Source organism: Curtobacterium sp. Curtsp22 (genome assembly GCF_059492135.1).
This window is the reverse complement of record NZ_CP168519.1, coordinates 2,944,254-2,962,189: the sequence shown is the minus strand read 5'-3', so window position 1 is coordinate 2,962,189 and position 17,936 is coordinate 2,944,254. Positions and strand designations below refer to the sequence as shown.

The following is a 17,936-nucleotide window of genomic DNA, read 5'->3' as shown; positions in this document are numbered from 1 at the left end:
GCGGTCAGGCGACGGCGGTCGGGTCCGGGGCCGGCGGGGCCGTCGCCGGTGCGGGCGGGGTCGTCGCCGGTGCGGGCCAGACGAGCCGGAAGCGTTCGCACACGACCGGCATCCGCGGATCGAACCCGCGCGGGTCCTCCGAGTGCGCGCGCCAGTACGCCTCGTGCACCCGGCGCCAGTGCGCGAGCGTCCGGTCGCCCTCCCCCTCGGCCCGGGCATGGTCCGCATCGACCTCGTCGAAGGGGACGATCCGTACGCTGGTCGTCTCGACGACCGCCCGCGGTGCCCCGGTGGAGTCCGTGACGATGCCGATGTCCCCGACCGCCGGCACGCGGTCCCCGGACGCCTCGTAGTCCCAGAACGACGACGCCGTCCCGTCCTTCACCCCGCGCAGCACGAGGTCGAGCAGATCGTCCGCCTGCACCGGCGTCGCGCCGAACGACCACGCCTCCGGCAGGGCCGACGGCAACTCCGGTCGCTCGCCGCGCCGGTCACGCCAGAAGTCGTCGAGCGTCGAGGTCACCCGCCCGACGCTACTGCACGCGGGTAGTCCCCCTTCCTGCCGACACCCGGGCTGGGACTGTGGGCGGGCGGCGCCGTTCCGTAGCGTCGACGTGCACCTTCCCACGCACCCCGAGGAGCACCCCGTGACGCTGCCGGCCGCCGGCTGGTTCCCCGATCCGCAGGACGCGAGCCGCCTGCGCTGGTGGGACGGGCGCGCCTGGGGAGCGGCGACACGGGTGCTGCCGAGCCGGACCGAGCCGATCGTCCCGGTGGTCGTCGCGCCCGTCGGACCGTCGTTCTCGGTGCAGCCGGCGGCGATCCGGACACGCTCCTGGGCGTCCGGGGGCTCCGGCGTCCACCGGTTCAGTGCGTTCTCGACCCTGGCGGTGCTGCTCGCGGCGGCCTCCGTGGTGGTGAACCCCTGGGGTGCGAGCAGTGCGGCGGCGATCGTGGCGGGGCTGCTCGGCGTCGTGTGGCCGGGGGCGACCGGGGGCTGGCGGGTGCTGGCGCGGAGTGCTTCGGCGAGCGCCCTGGTCCTCGGGGTGGCGACGGCTGCCGTGGTGGCGTCCGCGCAGTTCCACCTGTTCTGAGCGGTTCCGCCCCGCTGGCGTGCGGACCCTACCGCCGCGCCCGCGGGTGCGCCGTCTGGTACACGTCCCGCAGCATGTCCGCCGTCACCATCGTGTAGATCTGCGTCGTCGCCACACTCGCGTGCCCGAGCAGCTCCTGCACGACCCGCACGTCCGCTCCCCCCTCGAGCAGGTGCGTCGCGAACGAGTGCCGGAACGTGTGCGGCGACACATGCTCGGAGAGCTCCGTACGCTCCGCTGCCGCCTGGATCACGAGCCACGCACTCTGCCGTGACAGCCGTGCGCCCCGGGCGCCGAGGAACAGCGCCGGCGTCGACGCTCCCCGTGCCGCGAACACCGGCCGCGCCCGCACGAGGTACGCGTCGATCGCCGCTCGCGCGAAACTGCCGAGCGGCACCACCCGCTGCTTGTTGCCCTTGCCGGTGACCTTGACGACGGACAGCCCGTCGTCGAGGTCACCGGAGCCGTCGGACAGCGTCGTCACGTCGTCGACCGAGAGCCCGACGGCCTCCGAGATGCGCGCTCCCGTGGCGTAGAGGAGTTCGAGCAACGCCCGGTCCCGCAGCCCCACGAGGTCGTCGGCGGCACCGTCGGGCGACCCGGCGGACGCGGCCCCGAGCAACCGCTCCATGTCGTGCACGGAGATCGCCTTCGGCAGCCGCATCGGGGCCTTCGGTGGCCGCACGGACGCGCCGGGGTCGAGCTGGAGCCACCCCTCGCCGGCGGCGAACGCGGTGAACGACCGCACGGAACTGAGCATGCGTGCCACCGACCTCGGCGCGAGCGGCCCGGACGGTCGGGTCGCGAGGTGCTCCACGAACCCCGCGAGGTCCGCGCGCGCGATCCTCCCGACGTCGTCGAGCACCGCCGATCCCCCGGCACGGTCGGCGCCGTCCGACTCCACGACCGGAGCGGACGCGAGCCATTCCGCGAACGCCAGCAGGTCCCGCCGGTAGGCCGACAGCGTGTGCTGCGAGAGCCCCCGCTCGATCGCGATGTGCCGCAGGTACGTCTCCGTGGCACGCTCGAACGGGATCACCCCACGAGGCTAGCGTCGCTCGGGGAGCGTCAGTGCAGCGACCCGTCCGGCTCCCCCACGCGGAACCCGGTGAAGGCGACGGTCAGTCCCGCGCGGGACGGTGCCGCGCAGAGCAGCCCCGCCGACACGTGGGCATCGGGGTCGAGGTACGCCACCCGCACGAGCCGCGGCGGCTCGTCGTCCGCCCACGCCCGGATCGTCACGGCATCGCCGTCGCGGCTGGCCCGGACCGTGACGACCCGACCGGTCCACTCCGGCACGGGGGCCACCGACCAGTCCGACGCATCGCGCGTGACGACGGCTCCGACCTGGGGCGTCCCGTCGGCGAACTCGACGCCGGCCTTGATCCAGTTCCGCTCGTCGACCCGCAGGAACACCCCCGCCTGGTCGAACTGCTCCGTGTAGTCGAGCACGAACGACACCTCGACCGAGAACGCCCCGTCGACCGGGCGGAGCAGCGCGTGCTCGGAGTCGTGCACGAACCCGTACGAGGTGGTGCGCCAGGCGTCACTGCCCTCGACGGCCGTCACCCGCAGGGCGTCGCCGTCGAGCGTCGCCGCAACGGGCTCGTGCGTCCACCGCCCCTGGTCAAGCAGCGCCGCGAGGCTCACGCCGCGCGCCGCTCGAGCGCGTCCACCGCGAGCACGGCCACGACGAGCCCGGAGTTGTGCAGCCGACCGTCGAGGATCGCCTCCACCAGCTCGGCCCGGGGCACCCACCGCTTCACGATGTCGGCCTCTTCCGCTTCGCGGTCGAACGCCGTCGCGGTCGCCCGCACCCCACGGGCGCGGTAGATCTGCAGGAACTCGTCGCTGCCGCCGGACGAGGTGTTGTAGGTGACGAGGGGCTCCCAGTCATCGGCCTCGAGGTCGGCCTCCTCCGCCAGCTCGCGCTGCGCCGCGGTCAGGTGGTCCTCGCCCGCCATGTCGAGCAGCCCCGCCGGCAGCTCCCAGTCGCGCATCCGCACCGGGTGCCGGTACTGCTGGATGACGAGCACGCGGCCCTCGTCGTCCTCGGCGTAGACCGCGACGGCACCGGTGTGGTCGATGTACTCCCGGACCATCGTGTCGTCGTGGTACGCGATGCTGTCGCGGCGCACGTCCCAGACGGCGCCCTCGTACACGACGGTGGACTCGGTGACCTCGAACGAGGCGGGTTCGTCAGCGATGGGTGCGTCAGTCACGCGACCATCCTGGCACTGGCGCGCCCCGCTCGGCGGCAACGCGAAGCGTTGCGCGGGGCGCGCCGACCGAGCCTGCGAGGGAGGACGGTGCCAGCTGGCACCGCGCCTCCCGTCAGAGTGCACTCGCGTTACGCGACCTGCTCCTCTTCCTGCGGGTCGAAGAGACTCGACGCCTCGTGCCGCTCGATCGCGGCACCGACGAGCCCCGCGAACAGCGGGTGCGCGTCCGTCGGACGCGAGCGCAGCTCGGGGTGCGCCTGCGTGGCGATGTAGAACGGGTGCACCTCGCGCGGCAGCTCGACGTACTCGACCAGCGTGCCGTCGGGCGACGTGCCCGAGAACACCAGGCCGGCGTCCGCGATCTGCTCGCGGTACTTGTTGTTCACCTCGTAGCGGTGACGGTGCCGCTCGGACGCCTCGGGAGCCCCGTACAGCGATGCCGCGAGCGACCCCTCGGTGAACGTCGCCGGGTAGAGGCCGAGGCGCATGGTCCCGCCGAGGTCGCCGCCCGCGATGATGTCCACCTGCTCCGCCATGGTCGCGATGACCGGCGTCGAGGTCTCCGGGTCGAACTCGGTGCTCGACGCGTCGGTCAGGCCGACCTCGTGCCGGGCGTACTCGATGACCATGCACTGCAGGCCGAGGCACAGGCCGAGCGTCGGGATGCCCTGCTCGCGCGAGAACCGCAGTGCGCCGAGCTTGCCCTCGATGCCGCGCACGCCGAACCCACCGGGGATGCAGATGCCGTCGACGTCGCCGAGCTGCTTCGCCGCACCCTCGGGCGTGGTGCAGTCGTCGGAGACGACCCACTTCAGCGTGACCTTCGCGTCGTGCGCGAAGCCACCCGCACGGAGCGCCTCGGTGACCGACAGGTACGCGTCCGGCAGGTCGATGTACTTGCCGACCAGGGCGATCGTGACGTCCTTCTTCGGCTCGTGCACGGCACGCAGGACCGGGGTCCACGAGGTCCAGTCGACCGGACCCGCCGCGAGCCCGAGCGCGTCGACGATGACCTGGTCGAGGCCCTGGTTGTTCAGCAGCGTCGGGAGGTCGTAGATCGACGGCACGTCCACCGCGTTCACCACGGCGTCCTCGTCGACGTCGCACATGAGCGCGATCTTCTTCTTGTTCGAGTCCGACACCGGACGGTCCGACCGCAGCACGAGCGCGTCGGGCTGGATGCCGATCGAGCGGAGCGCAGCCACGGAGTGCTGCGTCGGCTTCGTCTTCTGCTCACCCGAGGCGTTCATGAACGGGACGAGCGACACGTGCACGAAGAACACGTTGTTGCGGCCGAGCTCGTGGCGGACCTGCCGCGCGGACTCGATGAAGGGCTGGGACTCGATGTCACCGACCGTGCCGCCGACCTCGGTGATGATGACGTCGGGCTGCGGGTCGTTCTGCGCCTGCTCGCGCATCCGACGCTTGATCTCGTCGGTGATGTGCGGGATGACCTGCACGGTGTCGCCGAGGTACTCGCCCCGACGCTCCTTCGCGATCACCGTCGAGTAGACCTGGCCGGTCGTGACGTTCGCGGACTGCGACAGGTTGATGTCGAGGAAGCGCTCGTAGTGCCCGATGTCGAGGTCCGTCTCCGCGCCGTCGTCGGTCACGAAGACCTCGCCGTGCTGGAACGGGTTCATGGTGCCCGGGTCCACGTTGAGGTACGGGTCGAGCTTCTGCATGACGACTTTGAGGCCACGAGCCGTGAGGAGGTTGCCGAGGCTGGCCGCCGTCAGGCCCTTGCCGAGGGACGAGACGACCCCGCCGGTCACGAAGATCTGCTTCGTCACCTTCGGGGTCGCGTTCGAAGAATTGGTTCCGCCGCTGAGAGTGTCCGCCACGGGATTCCATCGTACGTCAGAACTGCCAGGAGGCGCGACCTCGGTTCGCCGTGGGCGTTGCGTCGGGCGTGTGGCCGGGTCTCCGGGCGCTCCGGCGGACGGTCGGGGCGGCGGCCGGGAGCCGCCGCGTTCGCACCGTGCGCGTTCTGTCGCCCGGTGCGAGGTTGCACGCACGGTGCCCGGCTACGACCCCGCACCGAGTCGGGAGCCTCGCACCGACCGACACCCGACGCGCGGTGCGAGGCGGGGCGCGAGCCGCGCCTCCTGGACCGGCAGGCGGGGACGCGATCAGGCCTTCTGGCCGGCGACGTCGAGCAGCTCGCGCGCGTGCTCCATGCCGCTGGCGCTGTCCTCGAGCCCGGAGAGGAGCCGCGCCATCTCCTGCAGACGGCCCTCGCCCTCGAGGCGACGGACGCTCGACGACGTGACCGCCCCACTGGCGTCCTTCACGACGTTGAGGTGGTTGTTCGCGAACGCTGCCACCTGCGCCAGGTGCGTCACGACGATGACCTGCGTGCGTTCCGCGAGCTTCGCCAGACGACGACCGATCTCGATGGCCGCCGCACCGCCGACACCGGCGTCGACCTCGTCGAAGACGAACGTCGGCACCGTCGTGCTGCCCGCCATGACCACCTCGATCGCCAGCATGACGCGGGAGAGCTCGCCACCCGACGCACCCTTGCCGATCGGCCGCGGGTCGGTACCGGAGTGCGGCTGCAGCAGGATCGACACCTGGTCGCGGCCGTGGTGCCGGTAGTCGCCGGCGTCCGAGACCTCGACCACGAGGGTCGCCCCGGCCATCGCGAGGGACTTCAGCTCGGCGGTGACGCGCTCGGCGAGGTCCTTCGCCGCCTTGGTCCGTGCCGTCGTCAGGGCCGCGGCGGCACCGGCGAGCGTCTGCTCGTCCTGCTCGACCGCCTGCTGCAGCGCCACGATGCGGTCGTCGTCGCCGTCCAGTTCGAGCAGCCGATCACTCGCGCGCTGCCCGTAGGCGATCACGTCGTCGACGGTCTCGCCGTACTTGCGCGTGAGGCCGGCGAGCAGGGCCCGCCGCTCGTTGATGAGTTCGAGGTCGTGGCCGGCGTCGGGTTCGAGCGAGCCGAGGTAGCTCGACAGGCTCGCGGAGGCCTCGGACGCCTGGATGCCGAGCTCCGTGAGTTGCTCGAGCACGGGCTGCAGTTCGGCGTCGGACGCCGCGACCCGCTCGATCGCCCGGCGAGCGGACTCGACGAGGCCCACGACGTCCTGCACGCCGTCGAGCGACTCGCTCGAGAGGGCTTCGTGCGCGAGGCCCGCGGACAGCCGGAGTTCTTCGAGGTTCCCCAAGCGCTCGGCACGGTCGGCCAGCTCGACGTCTTCGCCGGGCTGCGGATCCGCCGCTTCGATCTCGTCGGACGCCGCGCGGATGCGTTCGGCCTCGGCCACCCGGTCGTCACGGTCACGGGTGAGGGTCTCGAGCTCGCCGGTGTGCTGCTGCCAGGTGTCGTAGGCCCGCACGTACGCCGCGAGGACCTTCTCGAGCGCCGGACCGCCGAAGCCGTCGAGTGCGGCACGCTGCGCGGTCGCCGAGGTCAGCCGGATCTGGTCGGACTGTCCGTGCACGGTGACCAGCTGGTCCGCGAGCTCGCCGAGCACCGCGACGGGAGCGCTGCGGCCGCCGACGGTCGCGCGGCTGCGACCTTCGGCCGAGACCGTGCGCGTCAGGATGAGCTCGCCGTCCTCGACGGTGCCACCGGCGTCCTCGACACGTTCGGCGACGGCGTCGTGCTCGGGCACGTGCCAACGCCCCTCGACCACGGCGGTCGACGCGCCGCGGCGGACGGACCCCGCGTCGGCACGGGCGCCGAGGAGCAGCCCGAGCGCGGTCACGATCATCGTCTTGCCCGCACCGGTCTCACCGGTCACCACGGTGAAGCCGGGGCCGAGCTCGAGGGTGGTCTCGCCGATGACCCCGAGGTCGGAGATGGAGATCTCCTCGATCACAGGGTGTCCTCGTCGTCCTGCTGCGGGCCGCGCCACCCGGCGACGGGGAGCTGGAACTTGGCCACGAGCCGATCGGTGAACGGGGCGTCCTTGAGGCGGGCGACACGCACCGGGTCCGGCGAGCGCCGGACCTCGACGCGGGCACCCGGAGGGAGGTCGTGCGTGCGTCGACCGTCGCACCACAGGACGCCGACACCGCTCGTGCGACGCAGCACCTCGATCGCGAGGGTGCAGTCCGGGCCGACCACGATCGGTCGCGCGAAGAGGGCGTGGGCGCTCAGCGGCACCATGAGGAGCGCGTCGACGTCGGGCCAGACGATCGGCCCGCCTCCGGAGAACGAGTAGGCCGTGGAGCCGGTCGGGGTCGACACGACCACACCGTCGCAGCCGAACGACGACAGCGGGCGGCCGTCGACCTCGGTCACGACCTCGAGCATGCGTTCCCGGGAGGCTTTCTCGATGGTCGCCTCGTTGAGCGCCCAGGACGAGTAGACGACCTCGTTGCCGACGACGACGTCCACCTGCAGGGTGACGCGTTCCTCGACGTGGTACTCGCCGGACAGGGCTCGTTCGACCGTCGCCCGGAGCCCGTCCCGCTCGCTCTCGGCGAGGAACCCGACGTGTCCGAGGTTGACGCCGACGATCGGGGCGCCCGTCCCGCGCACGAGCTCGGCCGCGCGGAGGATCGTGCCGTCGCCACCGAGCACGATGACGATCTCGAGCTGGTCGGCCTGGACGTCGACGCCGAGGATGTCGACCTGCCCGACCGAGGCTTCGGCGCGGCGGATGTCGGCGTACTCGTCGAACGGCATGACCGGGACGAGACCAGCGGCGTGCAGGAGGTCGCAGACCTCGACCGCAGCGTCGATCGAGTCGCGGCGGCCCGTGTGGGACACCAGGAGGATGTGCCGGTCGTCGCTCATGCCGTCCCTTCCGTCAGTTCGGTCGCCCGGACGATCCATTCTGTCGGATTGGCACCGACATCCCGCTGGAAACGCGCCAGGTACTCGTGGTTGCCGTGCGTGCCGACGATCGGCGACGCCGCGAGCCCCGAGGTGCCCAGACCGAGGTCCCACGCTGCCCAGAGGACGTTCATGAGCGCGTCGTTCCGGAGCGCCGGGTCACGGACGATGCCCTCACGGACACCACCGCGGCCGACCTCGAACTGCGGCTTCACGAGCAGGACGAAGTCGTCGGCGGGGACGGACTCGACCAGCGCCGGCAGGACGAGCCGGAGCGAGATGAACGACAGGTCCCCCACCACGAGGCTCGTCTCGGCCGCGGCGGGGTCGAGCGCGAGGTAGGCCTCGGCCGTGAGGTTGCGCGCGTTCGTGCCCTCGACGACGGCGACACGGGAGTCGAGCGCCACCAGGGGGTCGAGCTGCCCGTGCCCGACGTCGAGTGCCACCACGCGTCGTGCGCCGCGGCTCAGGAGCACCTGGGTGAACCCTCCGGTGCTCGCACCGACGTCGAGCGCGACACGGTCCGACGGGTCGACGCCGAACGTGTCGAGCGCGCCGAGGAGCTTCAGCGCAGCACGCGACACCCATTCGTCCGCACCGGCGACGTGGATCGGGGCCGATGGCCGCACCGGCGCCGACGGCTTGACGACCGCGGTGCCGGCGACGGTCACGCGGCCGTCCTGGATCAGTTTCGACGCTGCCGTGCGGGACTTCGCGAGCCCGCGGGAAGCGAGGAGGGCATCGAGTCGGACGGGCCGTTCGTCCTGCAGTGTCTCGTCGCCGTTGCCGTGCTCGTCAGGCACTCGTGCTGCCGCCGCTCTCGAGACGGGTCCGCAGTTCGTCGTGCAGCGCGGAGAACGCATCGGCGCGCTCGGCCAGCGGCAGCGATTCGGCCGCGGCGGTGCGCTGCCCGAAGTCATCCGTCACGGCGTGGTCGTCCGTCCGCACCTGGTCCGGGTCGCCCGGGCGGGCGTCACGCTCGGGGTCCCGCTCGTCGTTCGACACCTCGGTCACGCTACTCGCCACCGTACAGCTTCGGGTCGACGTCGAGTCCGTAGATCGCGAGCCCGGACTCCCAGATGAGGGCGGTCCCGGCGCGGAGCAGGTCGATCGCGTCGCCGTCGTCGAGCACCCGTACGACGTGGCCGCGCATCGCCACCGTGACGGCACCGACCGTGGCGTAGCGGGTGCCGTCCGGGTCTTCCCGCCGGACGGTCACCGGGTAGGGCTCGGACAGGCCACGGAGGTCGCCGAGGATGTAGGTGGGACGCGAACGCTGGTCGGCCGCGAGCACCTGCTTGGCCTTGTCGATCCCGGTGAGGACGAGGACGCTGGGGATACCGGCGTCGTTCGCGCCCTTGATGTCCGTGTCGAGGCGGTCGCCGATGAACAAGGGGTGCTCACCACCGAAGCGCGCGAGGGCTGCGTCGAAGATCGGCCGCTCGGGCTTGCCGGCGACCACGGGCATCCGACCGACGGCCTGGTGCACGGCGGACACGAGCGTGCCGTTGCCGGGCGCGATGCCGCGCTCGACCGGGATCGACCAGTCCATGTTCGTCGCGACCCACGGCACGTCCGGGTCGGCCAGGGCGAAGGATGCCTCGGCGAGGTGGGTCCACCCGAGGTCGGGGGAGAACCCCTGGATGACCGCGGCCGGCGAGTCCTCGGCGCTGGACGTCACGGTGAAGCCCGCTGCCTCGACGATGCTCGTCAGCCCCAGACCACCCGTGACGAGCACCGTCGCGCCCGCCGGGACGAGCGTCTCGAGCAGCCGGACGCCCGCCTGCGACGAGGTCACCACGTCGTCCTCGGACACCTCGAGCCCGTACCGCTCGAGGTGCTCGGCGACGTCGACTGGTCGGCGCGATGCGTTGTTCGTGATGTAGCCGACGCGGGCGGTCAGCGAGGCGCGGGTCAGCGCCTCGACAGCGTGCGGGATCGCGTTGCGGCCGCGGTACACGACGCCGTCGAGGTCGGTGAGGACGACGTCCACACCGTCCGTCGGCGGCTTCGGCAGGTCAGTCGGCTGCGGACCCGTCGACGTCGGAGGGGTTGTCGTCGTCGATCTCGCCGGGCTCGTCTCCGGCCGGCTCGTCGTCGTCGGGCTCGTCACCGAGGGGCTCGTCGGCGAGCTCGGCGTCGGGCTCGTCGGCGACGGCTCCGGCGAGCTCGTCTGCGGGTCCTTCGACTTCGAGCGTTTCCTCGACCACATCAACTGTCTCCCAAGCGTTCTCGTCGGCGACCTCGGCCAGGGCCGCTGCCGCACGATCGACACGGGCCCACCACTCGTCGGCCTCGTCCTGGCGGCCGAGCTCCTCGAGCGTGGCCGCGTAAGCACTGTAGAGCGCCGGGGACCAGCTGTAGGCAGTGGACGGGTCGAGCTGTGGAATCTCCAGCTCGCCGAGTGCAGCTGTGGGATTCCCGAGGTCGAGGCGCGCACCGGACATGGCGATGGCGAGCTCGACCTGCACGGCCGTGTCCAGCGCCGCGCGGTCGACGGACCGGCCGAGCTCGAGCGCCCGCTCGGGACGGCCGAGACCACGCTCGCAGTCGACCATCATCGGCAGCTGGTCGTTCCGGCCGGAGATGCGTCGGTAGGTCCGGAGCTCTCGCAGCGCCGTCGCGAAGTCACCGAGGCGGTACGCCGTGATGGCCGCTGTCTCACGGACGACGCCGACCCGGCCGGCTCGACGAGCCGCGCTCAGTGCGTGCTGGTTTGCGGTCTTGGGGTCCTCGTCGACCAGGAGTGCCGCGGCCACGAGGTGGCGGGCGACCCAGTCGGCGTTGTCCTTGCTGAGCGTCTTGAGCTCCGCCCGGGCGACCTTGTCGAGATCGCGTGCCTGGATGTCCTCGGGGATCTCCGGGTCCTCGTGGCGGGGGCGGATCGACTTGGTGCCGTACGGGTCGCGGTCCTCCCAGTCGTCCCGCGAGGCCTCGCCGAACCGCGCACCGGCGTGCCGGCTGCCGTCGCCGAAGCGCTGACGATCGTCGCGACCACCGCGGTCACGGTCCTGGCCGCCGCGGAACGGACGGTCCCCGTCACGACGGGGTCGGTCGCCATCACGAGCCGGACGGTCCGAGCGGAACGGACGGTCACCGTCACGACGGGGTCGATCGCCGTCACGGGCGGGACGGTCCGAGCGGAACGGGCGGTCGCCATCACGAGCCGGACGGTCCGACCGGAACGGACGGTCACCGTCACGACGCGGACGGTCATCGCCGCCACGGAACGGGCGGTCACCATCGCGACGCGGACGGTCGGCACCCCCACGGAACGGACGGTCGCCATCACGAGCCGGACGGTCCGACCGGAACGGACGGTCCCCGTCACGACGCGGACGGTCGTCGCTACCACGGAACGGACGGTCCCCGTCACGACGGGGACGATCCCCATCGCGAGCCGGACGGTCTGAACGGAACGGACGGTCGCCATCACGACGAGGACGGTCGGAACCCCCACGGAACGGGCGATCCCCGTCACGCGCAGGACGATCCGAGCTGCGCGGACCGTCACCACGAGGAGGACGACTCGAGTCGTCACGGTCACCACGCCACGCGGGCCGCCGGCCACCATCGCGGAACGGACGATCGCCGTCCCGGTAGGAGCGCGCCCCGTCACGGGACGAACCAGCATCCCGAGCAGGACGATCCCCATCGCGTCGGGGAACGTCGCGCCGGGGAGCATCGCGCCGGTCGCCCTCGCGGCGCTCGAAGTCGCGCGGCCCGGACGACCAACGGTTCCCACCGTCACGCCGAGGGGACCGGTCGCCATCGCGACCTCGTCGGTCTCCACGATCGCCGTCGTTCCGCCGCTGATCGTCGTCGTTCGCCACCGTTGCTCCTCATTGCGTGCCCGAGCGCTCGCCCAGGCCATCGTCCGCTGTGTCGTTGTGTGTGTCGGCGCCGCACTGTCCCGCCCGTACGCGTGCACCCAGTCCATCACGAACGAGCGCACGAGTCGAGCGAGGTGCGGCAGAAACAGAAGTAGCCACCGGCCTCCCGAGAACGAGGGTCTCCCCTACGAGTTCTCGATGGAGGGCCGATGGCCACATCTTCTTACTAAATTGAGTCCGGCGGCGTCCTACTCTCCCACAAGGTCCCCCTTGCAGTACCATCGGCGCTGAGAGGCTTAGCTTCCGGGTTCGGAATGTGACCGGGCGTTTCCCTCTCGCTATGACCACCGGAACACCTTCGACCCAGATCCTGGATCAAAACCGTTCCTTCAGTACAAGCTGAAGTATTCAGTTTGATTCCCGATCGTCTGTCGGGAACCACAAAGTGGACGCGAGCCCCACACCGAAGTGTGGGAAATAGTTGTGTTGTCAAGTCTTCGGCTTATTAGTACCGGTCAGCTCCACGGGTCGTTAGTCCCCGCTTCCACATCCGGCCTATCAACCCAGTAGTCTGCTGGGAGCCTCTCACACTCAAGGTGCATGGAAATCTCATCTCGAAGACGGCTTCCCGCTTAGATGCTTTCAGCGGTTATCCGGTCCGAACGTAGCTAATCAGCGGTGCCCTTGGCAGAACAACTGACACACCAGAGGTTCGTCCATCCCGGTCCTCTCGTACTAGGGATAGATCTTCTCAAATTTCCAACGCGCGCAGCGGATAGGGACCGAACTGTCTCACGACGTTCTAAACCCAGCTCGCGTACCGCTTTAATGGGCGAACAGCCCAACCCTTGGGACCTACTCCAGCCCCAGGATGCGACGAGCCGACATCGAGGTGCCAAACCATGCCGTCGATATGGACTCTTGGGCAAGATCAGCCTGTTATCCCCGAGGTACCTTTTATCCGTTGAGCGACAGCGCTTCCACAAGCCACTGCCGGATCACTAGTCCCGACTTTCGTCCCTGCTCGACCTGTCAGTCTCACAGTCAAGCTCCCTTGTGCACTTACACTCGCCACCTGATTGCCAACCAGGTTGAGGGAACCTTTGGGCGCCTCCGTTACTCTTTGGGAGGCAACCGCCCCAGTTAAACTACCCACCAGGCACTGTCCATGAACCCGATCAGGGTCCTACGTTAGACATCCAGAGTGACCAGAGTGGTATTTCAACAACGACTCCACGAACACTAGCGTGCCCGCTTCACAGTCTCCCACCTATCCTACACAAGCCACACCGAACACCAATACCAAGCTGTAGTAAAGGTCACGGGGTCTTTCCGTCCTGCTGCGCGTAACGAGCATCTTTACTCGTAGTGCAATTTCGCCGAGTTCGCGGTTGAGACAGCTGGGAAGTCGTTACGCCATTCGTGCAGGTCGGAACTTACCCGACAAGGAATTTCGCTACCTTAGGATGGTTATAGTTACCACCGCCGTTTACTGGGGCTTAAATTCAGAGCTTCGCCCAAAGGCTAACCCTTCCTCTTAACCTTCCAGCACCGGGCAGGCGTCAGTCCGTATACATCGTCTTGCGACTTCGCACGGACCTGTGTTTTTAGTAAACAGTCGCTTCCCACTGGTCTCTGCGGCCTTCAACGCTCAGCGGAGCAAGTCCGCATCACGTGTCCGGCCCCCCTTCTCCCGAAGTTACGGGGGCATTTTGCCGAGTTCCTTAACCACGATTCTCTCGATCTCCTTGGTATTCTCTACCTGACCACCTGAGTCGGTTTCGGGTACGGGCGGCTGCAACCTCGCGTCGATGCTTTTCTCGGCAGCATAGGATCACTGATTTCCCCTTACGGGTACGCGTCGGATCTCAGGCATCTAGACGACGGATTTGCCTATCGTCAGCCCTACATCCTTACACCAGGATCACCTTACGGATACCATCGCCTGGCTCAGCTACCTTCCTGCGTCACACCTGTTCATACGCTAACCGCACCAGCATGGGGTCGAGCGTTAGACCGCACGCCATCACCCCGAAGGGATCCGGTCAATGCGGGTTAGGACTCTTAGCACCACTGGATTAGCTTGGGCGGTTGTTCGCCGGTACGGGAATATCAACCCGTTGTCCATCGACTACGCCTGTCGGCCTCGCCTTAGGTCCCGACTTACCCAGGGCGGATTAACCTGGCCCTGGAACCCTTGGTCTTTCGGAGGACGGGTTTCTCACCCGTCTTTCGCTACTCATGCCTGCATTCTCACTCGTGTAGCGTCCACGGCTGGATCACTCCGCCGCTTCACTCGCCACACGACGCTCTCCTACCACTCCGCACGACTGAACCACGAAGGCTTATCGAGTGTGCGAAATCTACAACTTCGGCGGTGTGCTTGAGCCCCGTTACATTGTCGGCGCGGAATCACTTGACCAGTGAGCTATTACGCACTCTTTCAAGGGTGGCTGCTTCTAAGCCAACCTCCTGGTTGTCTATGCAACTCCACATCCTTTCCCACTTAGCACACGCTTAGGGGCCTTAGTTGGTAGTCTGGGTTGTTTCCCTCTCGACGATGAAGCTTATCCCCCACCGTCTCACTGCTGCGCTCTCACTCACCGGCATTCGGAGTTTGGCTGACGTCAGTAACCTGTTGAGGCCCATCGGCCATCCAGTAGCTCTACCTCCGGCGAGAAACACGCAACGCTGCACCTAAATGCATTTCGGAGAGAACCAGCTATCACGAAGTTTGATTGGCCTTTCACCCCTATCCACAGCTCATCCCCTCCATTTTCAACTGAAGTGGGTTCGGTCCTCCACGACGTCTTACCGTCGCTTCAACCTGGCCATGGATAGATCACTTCGCTTCGGGTCTAGGACATGCGACTGAATCGCCCTATTCAGACTCGCTTTCGCTACGGCTGCCCCACACGGGTTAACCTCGCCACATATCACTAACTCGCAGGCTCATTCTTCAAAAGGCACGCCGTCACCCCTACAAGGAGGCTCCGACGGTTTGTAAGCAAACGGTTTCAGGTACTATTTCACTCCCCTCCCGGGGTACTTTTCACCTTTCCCTCACGGTACTTGTCCGCTATCGGTCATCTGGGAGTATTTAGGCTTATCAGGTGGTCCTGACAGATTCACACGGGATTTCTCGGGCCCCGTGCTACTTGGGATACACATCCGGCCATAACACCATTTCGTCTACGGGGCTGGCACCCACTACGGCCCGGCTTTCAAACCGGTTCGACTATGATGCGCTGTAACCGCCCCAGTCCGGCAGAACTGAGCGACGTGTCCCACAACCCCGACCATGCAACGCCCGCCGGCTATCACACATGATCGGTTTAGCCTCATCCGCTTTCGCTCGCCACTACTCACGGAATCACATGTTGTTTTCTCTTCCTGTGGGTACTGAGATGTTTCACTTCCCCACGTTCCCTCTACCCGCCCTATATATTCAGGCGGGAGTCACCAGGTCACAAAAGCGCCCAGCGGGGTTTCCCCATTCGGAAATCCTCGGCTCACAGCTCGATTATCAGCTCCCCGAGGCTTATCGCAGATTTCTACGTCCTTCTTCGGCTCCAGATGCCAAGGCATCCACCGTTTGCTCTTAGAAACTTGACCACAAAGATTAAAATTGCGATCGACTCACAACAACGACAACCCGAAAGTCATCATCGTTCCGAGCGATCTAAGATGCTCGCGTCCACTGTGTAGTTCTCAACATACGATCGGCACCACACTCCCCCAGAAGCAACGCTCCCAGCATCATGCGGCCCACCGAAGAACCCAACCAGAACCCAAAGGCCCCAGTCACGGCTCAACCCCCGACCATCACGGTCAGGAAGCCTGGTCCCTCAGGACCCAACAACGTGCACCAGCCGACCCGCTCACCCCCAACCCGTTCCAACCCGAACCACGAAGGCCCCGGCGTACTGAGATCAGAAGCTGCGCTCCCGACTGCACTGTCAATGTTCCACCCATGAGCTACCGGCGAGAACGTTCGTCTCGATCCGGCGCCTGGACCCACCGTCCCCCGAAGGACACGACGAGCCAGATGCTCCTTAGAAAGGAGGTGATCCAGCCGCACCTTCCGGTACGGCTACCTTGTTACGACTTAGTCCTAATCACCGATCCCACCTTCGACGGCTCCTTCCACAAGGGTTAGGCCACCGGCTTCGGGTGTTACCGACTTTCATGACTTGACGGGCGGTGTGTACAAGGCCCGGGAACGTATTCACCGCAGCGTTGCTGATCTGCGATTACTAGCGACTCCGACTTCATGAGGTCGAGTTGCAGACCTCAATCCGAACTGAGACCGGCTTTTTGGGATTCGCTCCACCTTACGGTATCGCAGCCCTTTGTACCGGCCATTGTAGCATGCGTGAAGCCCAAGACATAAGGGGCATGATGATTTGACGTCATCCCCACCTTCCTCCGAGTTGACCCCGGCAGTCTCCTATGAGTCCCCGCCATAACGCGCTGGCAACATAGAACGAGGGTTGCGCTCGTTGCGGGACTTAACCCAACATCTCACGACACGAGCTGACGACAACCATGCACCACCTGTACACCGACCACAAGGGGGCGACCATCTCTGGCCGTTTCCGGTGTATGTCAAGCCTTGGTAAGGTTCTTCGCGTTGCATCGAATTAATCCGCATGCTCCGCCGCTTGTGCGGGCCCCCGTCAATTCCTTTGAGTTTTAGCCTTGCGGCCGTACTCCCCAGGCGGGGCGCTTAATGCGTTAGCTACGACACAGAAACCGTGGAAAGGTCCCTACATCTAGCGCCCAACGTTTACGGCGTGGACTACCAGGGTATCTAATCCTGTTCGCTCCCCACGCTTTCGCTCCTCAGCGTCAGTTACGGCCCAGAGATCTGCCTTCGCCATCGGTGTTCCTCCTGATATCTGCGCATTCCACCGCTACACCAGGAATTCCAATCTCCCCTACCGCACTCTAGTCTGCCCGTACCCACTGCAAGCCCGAGGTTGAGCCTCGGGATTTCACAGCAGACGCGACAAACCGCCTACGAGCTCTTTACGCCCAATAATTCCGGACAACGCTTGCACCCTACGTATTACCGCGGCTGCTGGCACGTAGTTAGCCGGTGCTTTTTCTGCAGGTACCGTCACTTTCGCTTCTTCCCTACTAAAAGAGGTTTACAACCCGAAGGCCGTCATCCCTCACGCGGCGTTGCTGCATCAGGCTTTCGCCCATTGTGCAATATTCCCCACTGCTGCCTCCCGTAGGAGTCTGGGCCGTGTCTCAGTCCCAGTGTGGCCGGTCACCCTCTCAGGCCGGCTACCCGTCGTCGCCTTGGTGAGCCATTACCTCACCAACAAGCTGATAGGCCGCGAGTCCATCCCCAACCAAAAAATCTTTCCACCACCAGACCATGCGGCCGGCAGTCATATCCAGTATTAGACGTCGTTTCCAACGCTTATCCCAGAGTCAGGGGCAGGTTACTCACGTGTTACTCACCCGTTCGCCACTAATCCACCCAGCAAGCTGGGCATCATCGTTCGACTTGCATGTGTTAAGCACGCCGCCAGCGTTCGTCCTGAGCCAGGATCAAACTCTCCGTAAAAAATTACAACCAACACCCGAAGATGTCAGCGAGTTGATTCTGACTGTTGACTGTCTACTGACAATCTTCAATCCAAAAGGAATTGCCTCCGAACCCACCAGCAAGCTGATGAGTCACGGGGTCAATAAATTGGCATTGACAATGTGCACGCTGTTGAGTTCTCAAGGACCAGACGCACTCCCCACTCGACCTCGAAAGAGGTTCCGCCAGAGAGGCTTTCGTTCTTGGTTTGACCACCGGTGTGTCGTCGGACCCTGAGGCCCAGTGGCTCATCCCGTAGGAGAGAACCGGTGGAGTAGTCATCCTAGGCGTCGAAGCGATCCAGCGCAAGGCCAGATCTGAACTTCAGTGGAGGATGGTCCCGCTTGAGGGCCGGCGTGCTCCGGGCTTTCGCTCCAGCCGCTCCGCCGCACCTTT

General features: G+C 66.8%; 13 protein-coding genes and 3 rRNA genes. 2 read left to right on the top strand and 14 right to left on the bottom strand.

Features of this window, described 5'->3' with window-relative positions; genetic code table 11:
• Window positions 1-4: 4 nt before the first annotated feature.
• Complete coding sequence (locus ACEN8D_RS14365) at window positions 5-523, bottom strand: ASCH domain-containing protein (protein ID WP_413461345.1); 519 nt, start codon at window positions 521-523, stop codon at window positions 5-7.
• A 91-nt stretch (window positions 524-614) separates the two neighbouring features.
• On the opposite strand from ACEN8D_RS14365, the gene ACEN8D_RS14360 reads away from it, so the two are divergent.
• Window positions 615-1,094: a DUF2510 domain-containing protein gene (locus ACEN8D_RS14360; protein ID WP_413398705.1), complete on the top strand. Its 480-nt coding sequence runs from the start codon at window positions 615-617 to the stop codon at window positions 1,092-1,094.
• 28 nt (window positions 1,095-1,122) lie between these two features.
• Here ACEN8D_RS14360 and ACEN8D_RS14355 read toward each other — a convergent pair whose 3' ends face one another.
• From ACEN8D_RS14355 to ACEN8D_RS14310, 10 genes are all read right to left on the bottom strand, one after another.
• Entirely contained in the window at window positions 1,123-2,130 is a 1,008-nt protein-coding gene (locus tag ACEN8D_RS14355) for a site-specific tyrosine recombinase XerD (RefSeq protein WP_413398710.1), read from the bottom strand.
• A gap of 32 nt (window positions 2,131-2,162) precedes the next feature.
• Window positions 2,163-2,744, bottom strand: coding sequence for a DUF1349 domain-containing protein (locus ACEN8D_RS14350; protein ID WP_309776944.1), 582 nt, complete (start codon window positions 2,742-2,744; stop codon window positions 2,163-2,165).
• A complete protein-coding gene (locus ACEN8D_RS14345) occupies window positions 2,741-3,316 on the bottom strand; it encodes an NUDIX domain-containing protein (protein ID WP_309776945.1) in 576 nt (191 codons plus the stop codon). Before ACEN8D_RS14345 ends, ACEN8D_RS14350 begins: the two co-directional genes overlap by 4 nt.
• A 128-nt stretch (window positions 3,317-3,444) precedes the next feature.
• Window positions 3,445-5,160: a CTP synthase gene (gene pyrG / locus ACEN8D_RS14340; protein ID WP_413398706.1), complete on the bottom strand. Its 1,716-nt coding sequence runs from the start codon at window positions 5,158-5,160 to the stop codon at window positions 3,445-3,447.
• 288 nt (window positions 5,161-5,448) lie between these two features.
• Window positions 5,449-7,143, bottom strand: coding sequence for a DNA repair protein RecN (gene recN, locus ACEN8D_RS14335; protein ID WP_413398707.1), 1,695 nt, complete (start codon window positions 7,141-7,143; stop codon window positions 5,449-5,451).
• Window positions 7,140-8,066 carry an NAD kinase gene (locus tag ACEN8D_RS14330; RefSeq protein ID WP_070417894.1) on the bottom strand — a complete coding sequence of 309 codons (927 nt, stop codon included), beginning with the start codon at window positions 8,064-8,066 and terminating at the stop codon, window positions 7,140-7,142. The genes recN and ACEN8D_RS14330 overlap by 4 nt, the downstream gene beginning before the upstream one ends.
• Window positions 8,063-8,908: a TlyA family RNA methyltransferase gene (locus tag ACEN8D_RS14325; protein ID WP_309776950.1), complete on the bottom strand. Its 846-nt coding sequence runs from the start codon at window positions 8,906-8,908 to the stop codon at window positions 8,063-8,065. Before ACEN8D_RS14325 ends, ACEN8D_RS14330 begins: the two co-directional genes overlap by 4 nt.
• Window positions 8,901-9,119 carry a hypothetical protein gene (locus ACEN8D_RS14320; protein WP_070417893.1) on the bottom strand — a complete coding sequence of 73 codons (219 nt, stop codon included), beginning with the start codon at window positions 9,117-9,119 and terminating at the stop codon, window positions 8,901-8,903. Before ACEN8D_RS14320 ends, ACEN8D_RS14325 begins: the two co-directional genes overlap by 8 nt.
• A gap of 1 nt (window position 9,120) precedes the next feature.
• Window positions 9,121-10,098 carry an HAD-IIA family hydrolase gene (locus ACEN8D_RS14315; protein WP_309776951.1) on the bottom strand — a complete coding sequence of 326 codons (978 nt, stop codon included), beginning with the start codon at window positions 10,096-10,098 and terminating at the stop codon, window positions 9,121-9,123.
• Between the two features lie 25 nt (window positions 10,099-10,123).
• A complete protein-coding gene (locus tag ACEN8D_RS14310; RefSeq protein WP_413398708.1) occupies window positions 10,124-10,864 on the bottom strand; it encodes a hypothetical protein in 741 nt (246 codons plus the stop codon).
• Window positions 10,865-11,059: 195 nt separating this feature from the next.
• On the opposite strand from ACEN8D_RS14310, the gene ACEN8D_RS14305 reads away from it, so the two are divergent.
• On the top strand, window positions 11,060-11,518 hold the full coding sequence (locus ACEN8D_RS14305) for a hypothetical protein (protein WP_413398709.1): 459 nt from the start codon (window positions 11,060-11,062) through the stop codon (window positions 11,516-11,518).
• Between the two features lie 655 nt (window positions 11,519-12,173).
• Here the strand turns inward: ACEN8D_RS14305 and rrf are convergent.
• The 3 genes from rrf to ACEN8D_RS14290 all read right to left on the bottom strand — a co-directional run bounded on the left by rrf (window position 12,174) and on the right by ACEN8D_RS14290 (window position 17,519).
• Window positions 12,174-12,290: ribosomal RNA gene (gene rrf / locus ACEN8D_RS14300) — 5S ribosomal RNA — on the bottom strand.
• A 133-nt stretch (window positions 12,291-12,423) separates the two neighbouring features.
• Window positions 12,424-15,553 (bottom strand): 23S ribosomal RNA (locus ACEN8D_RS14295).
• 444 nt (window positions 15,554-15,997) lie between these two features.
• Window positions 15,998-17,519: ribosomal RNA gene (locus tag ACEN8D_RS14290) — 16S ribosomal RNA — on the bottom strand.
• The 16S, 23S and 5S rRNA genes sit together here, the layout of an rRNA operon.
• Between the last annotated feature and the right edge of the window lie 417 nt (window positions 17,520-17,936).

What these genes read in the sequence shown, in the direction of transcription:
- ACEN8D_RS14330 (WP_070417894.1), bottom strand. Translation starts at nt 8,066, where the DNA reads ATGAGCGACGACCGGCACATCCTCCTGGTGTCCCACACGGGCCGCCGC.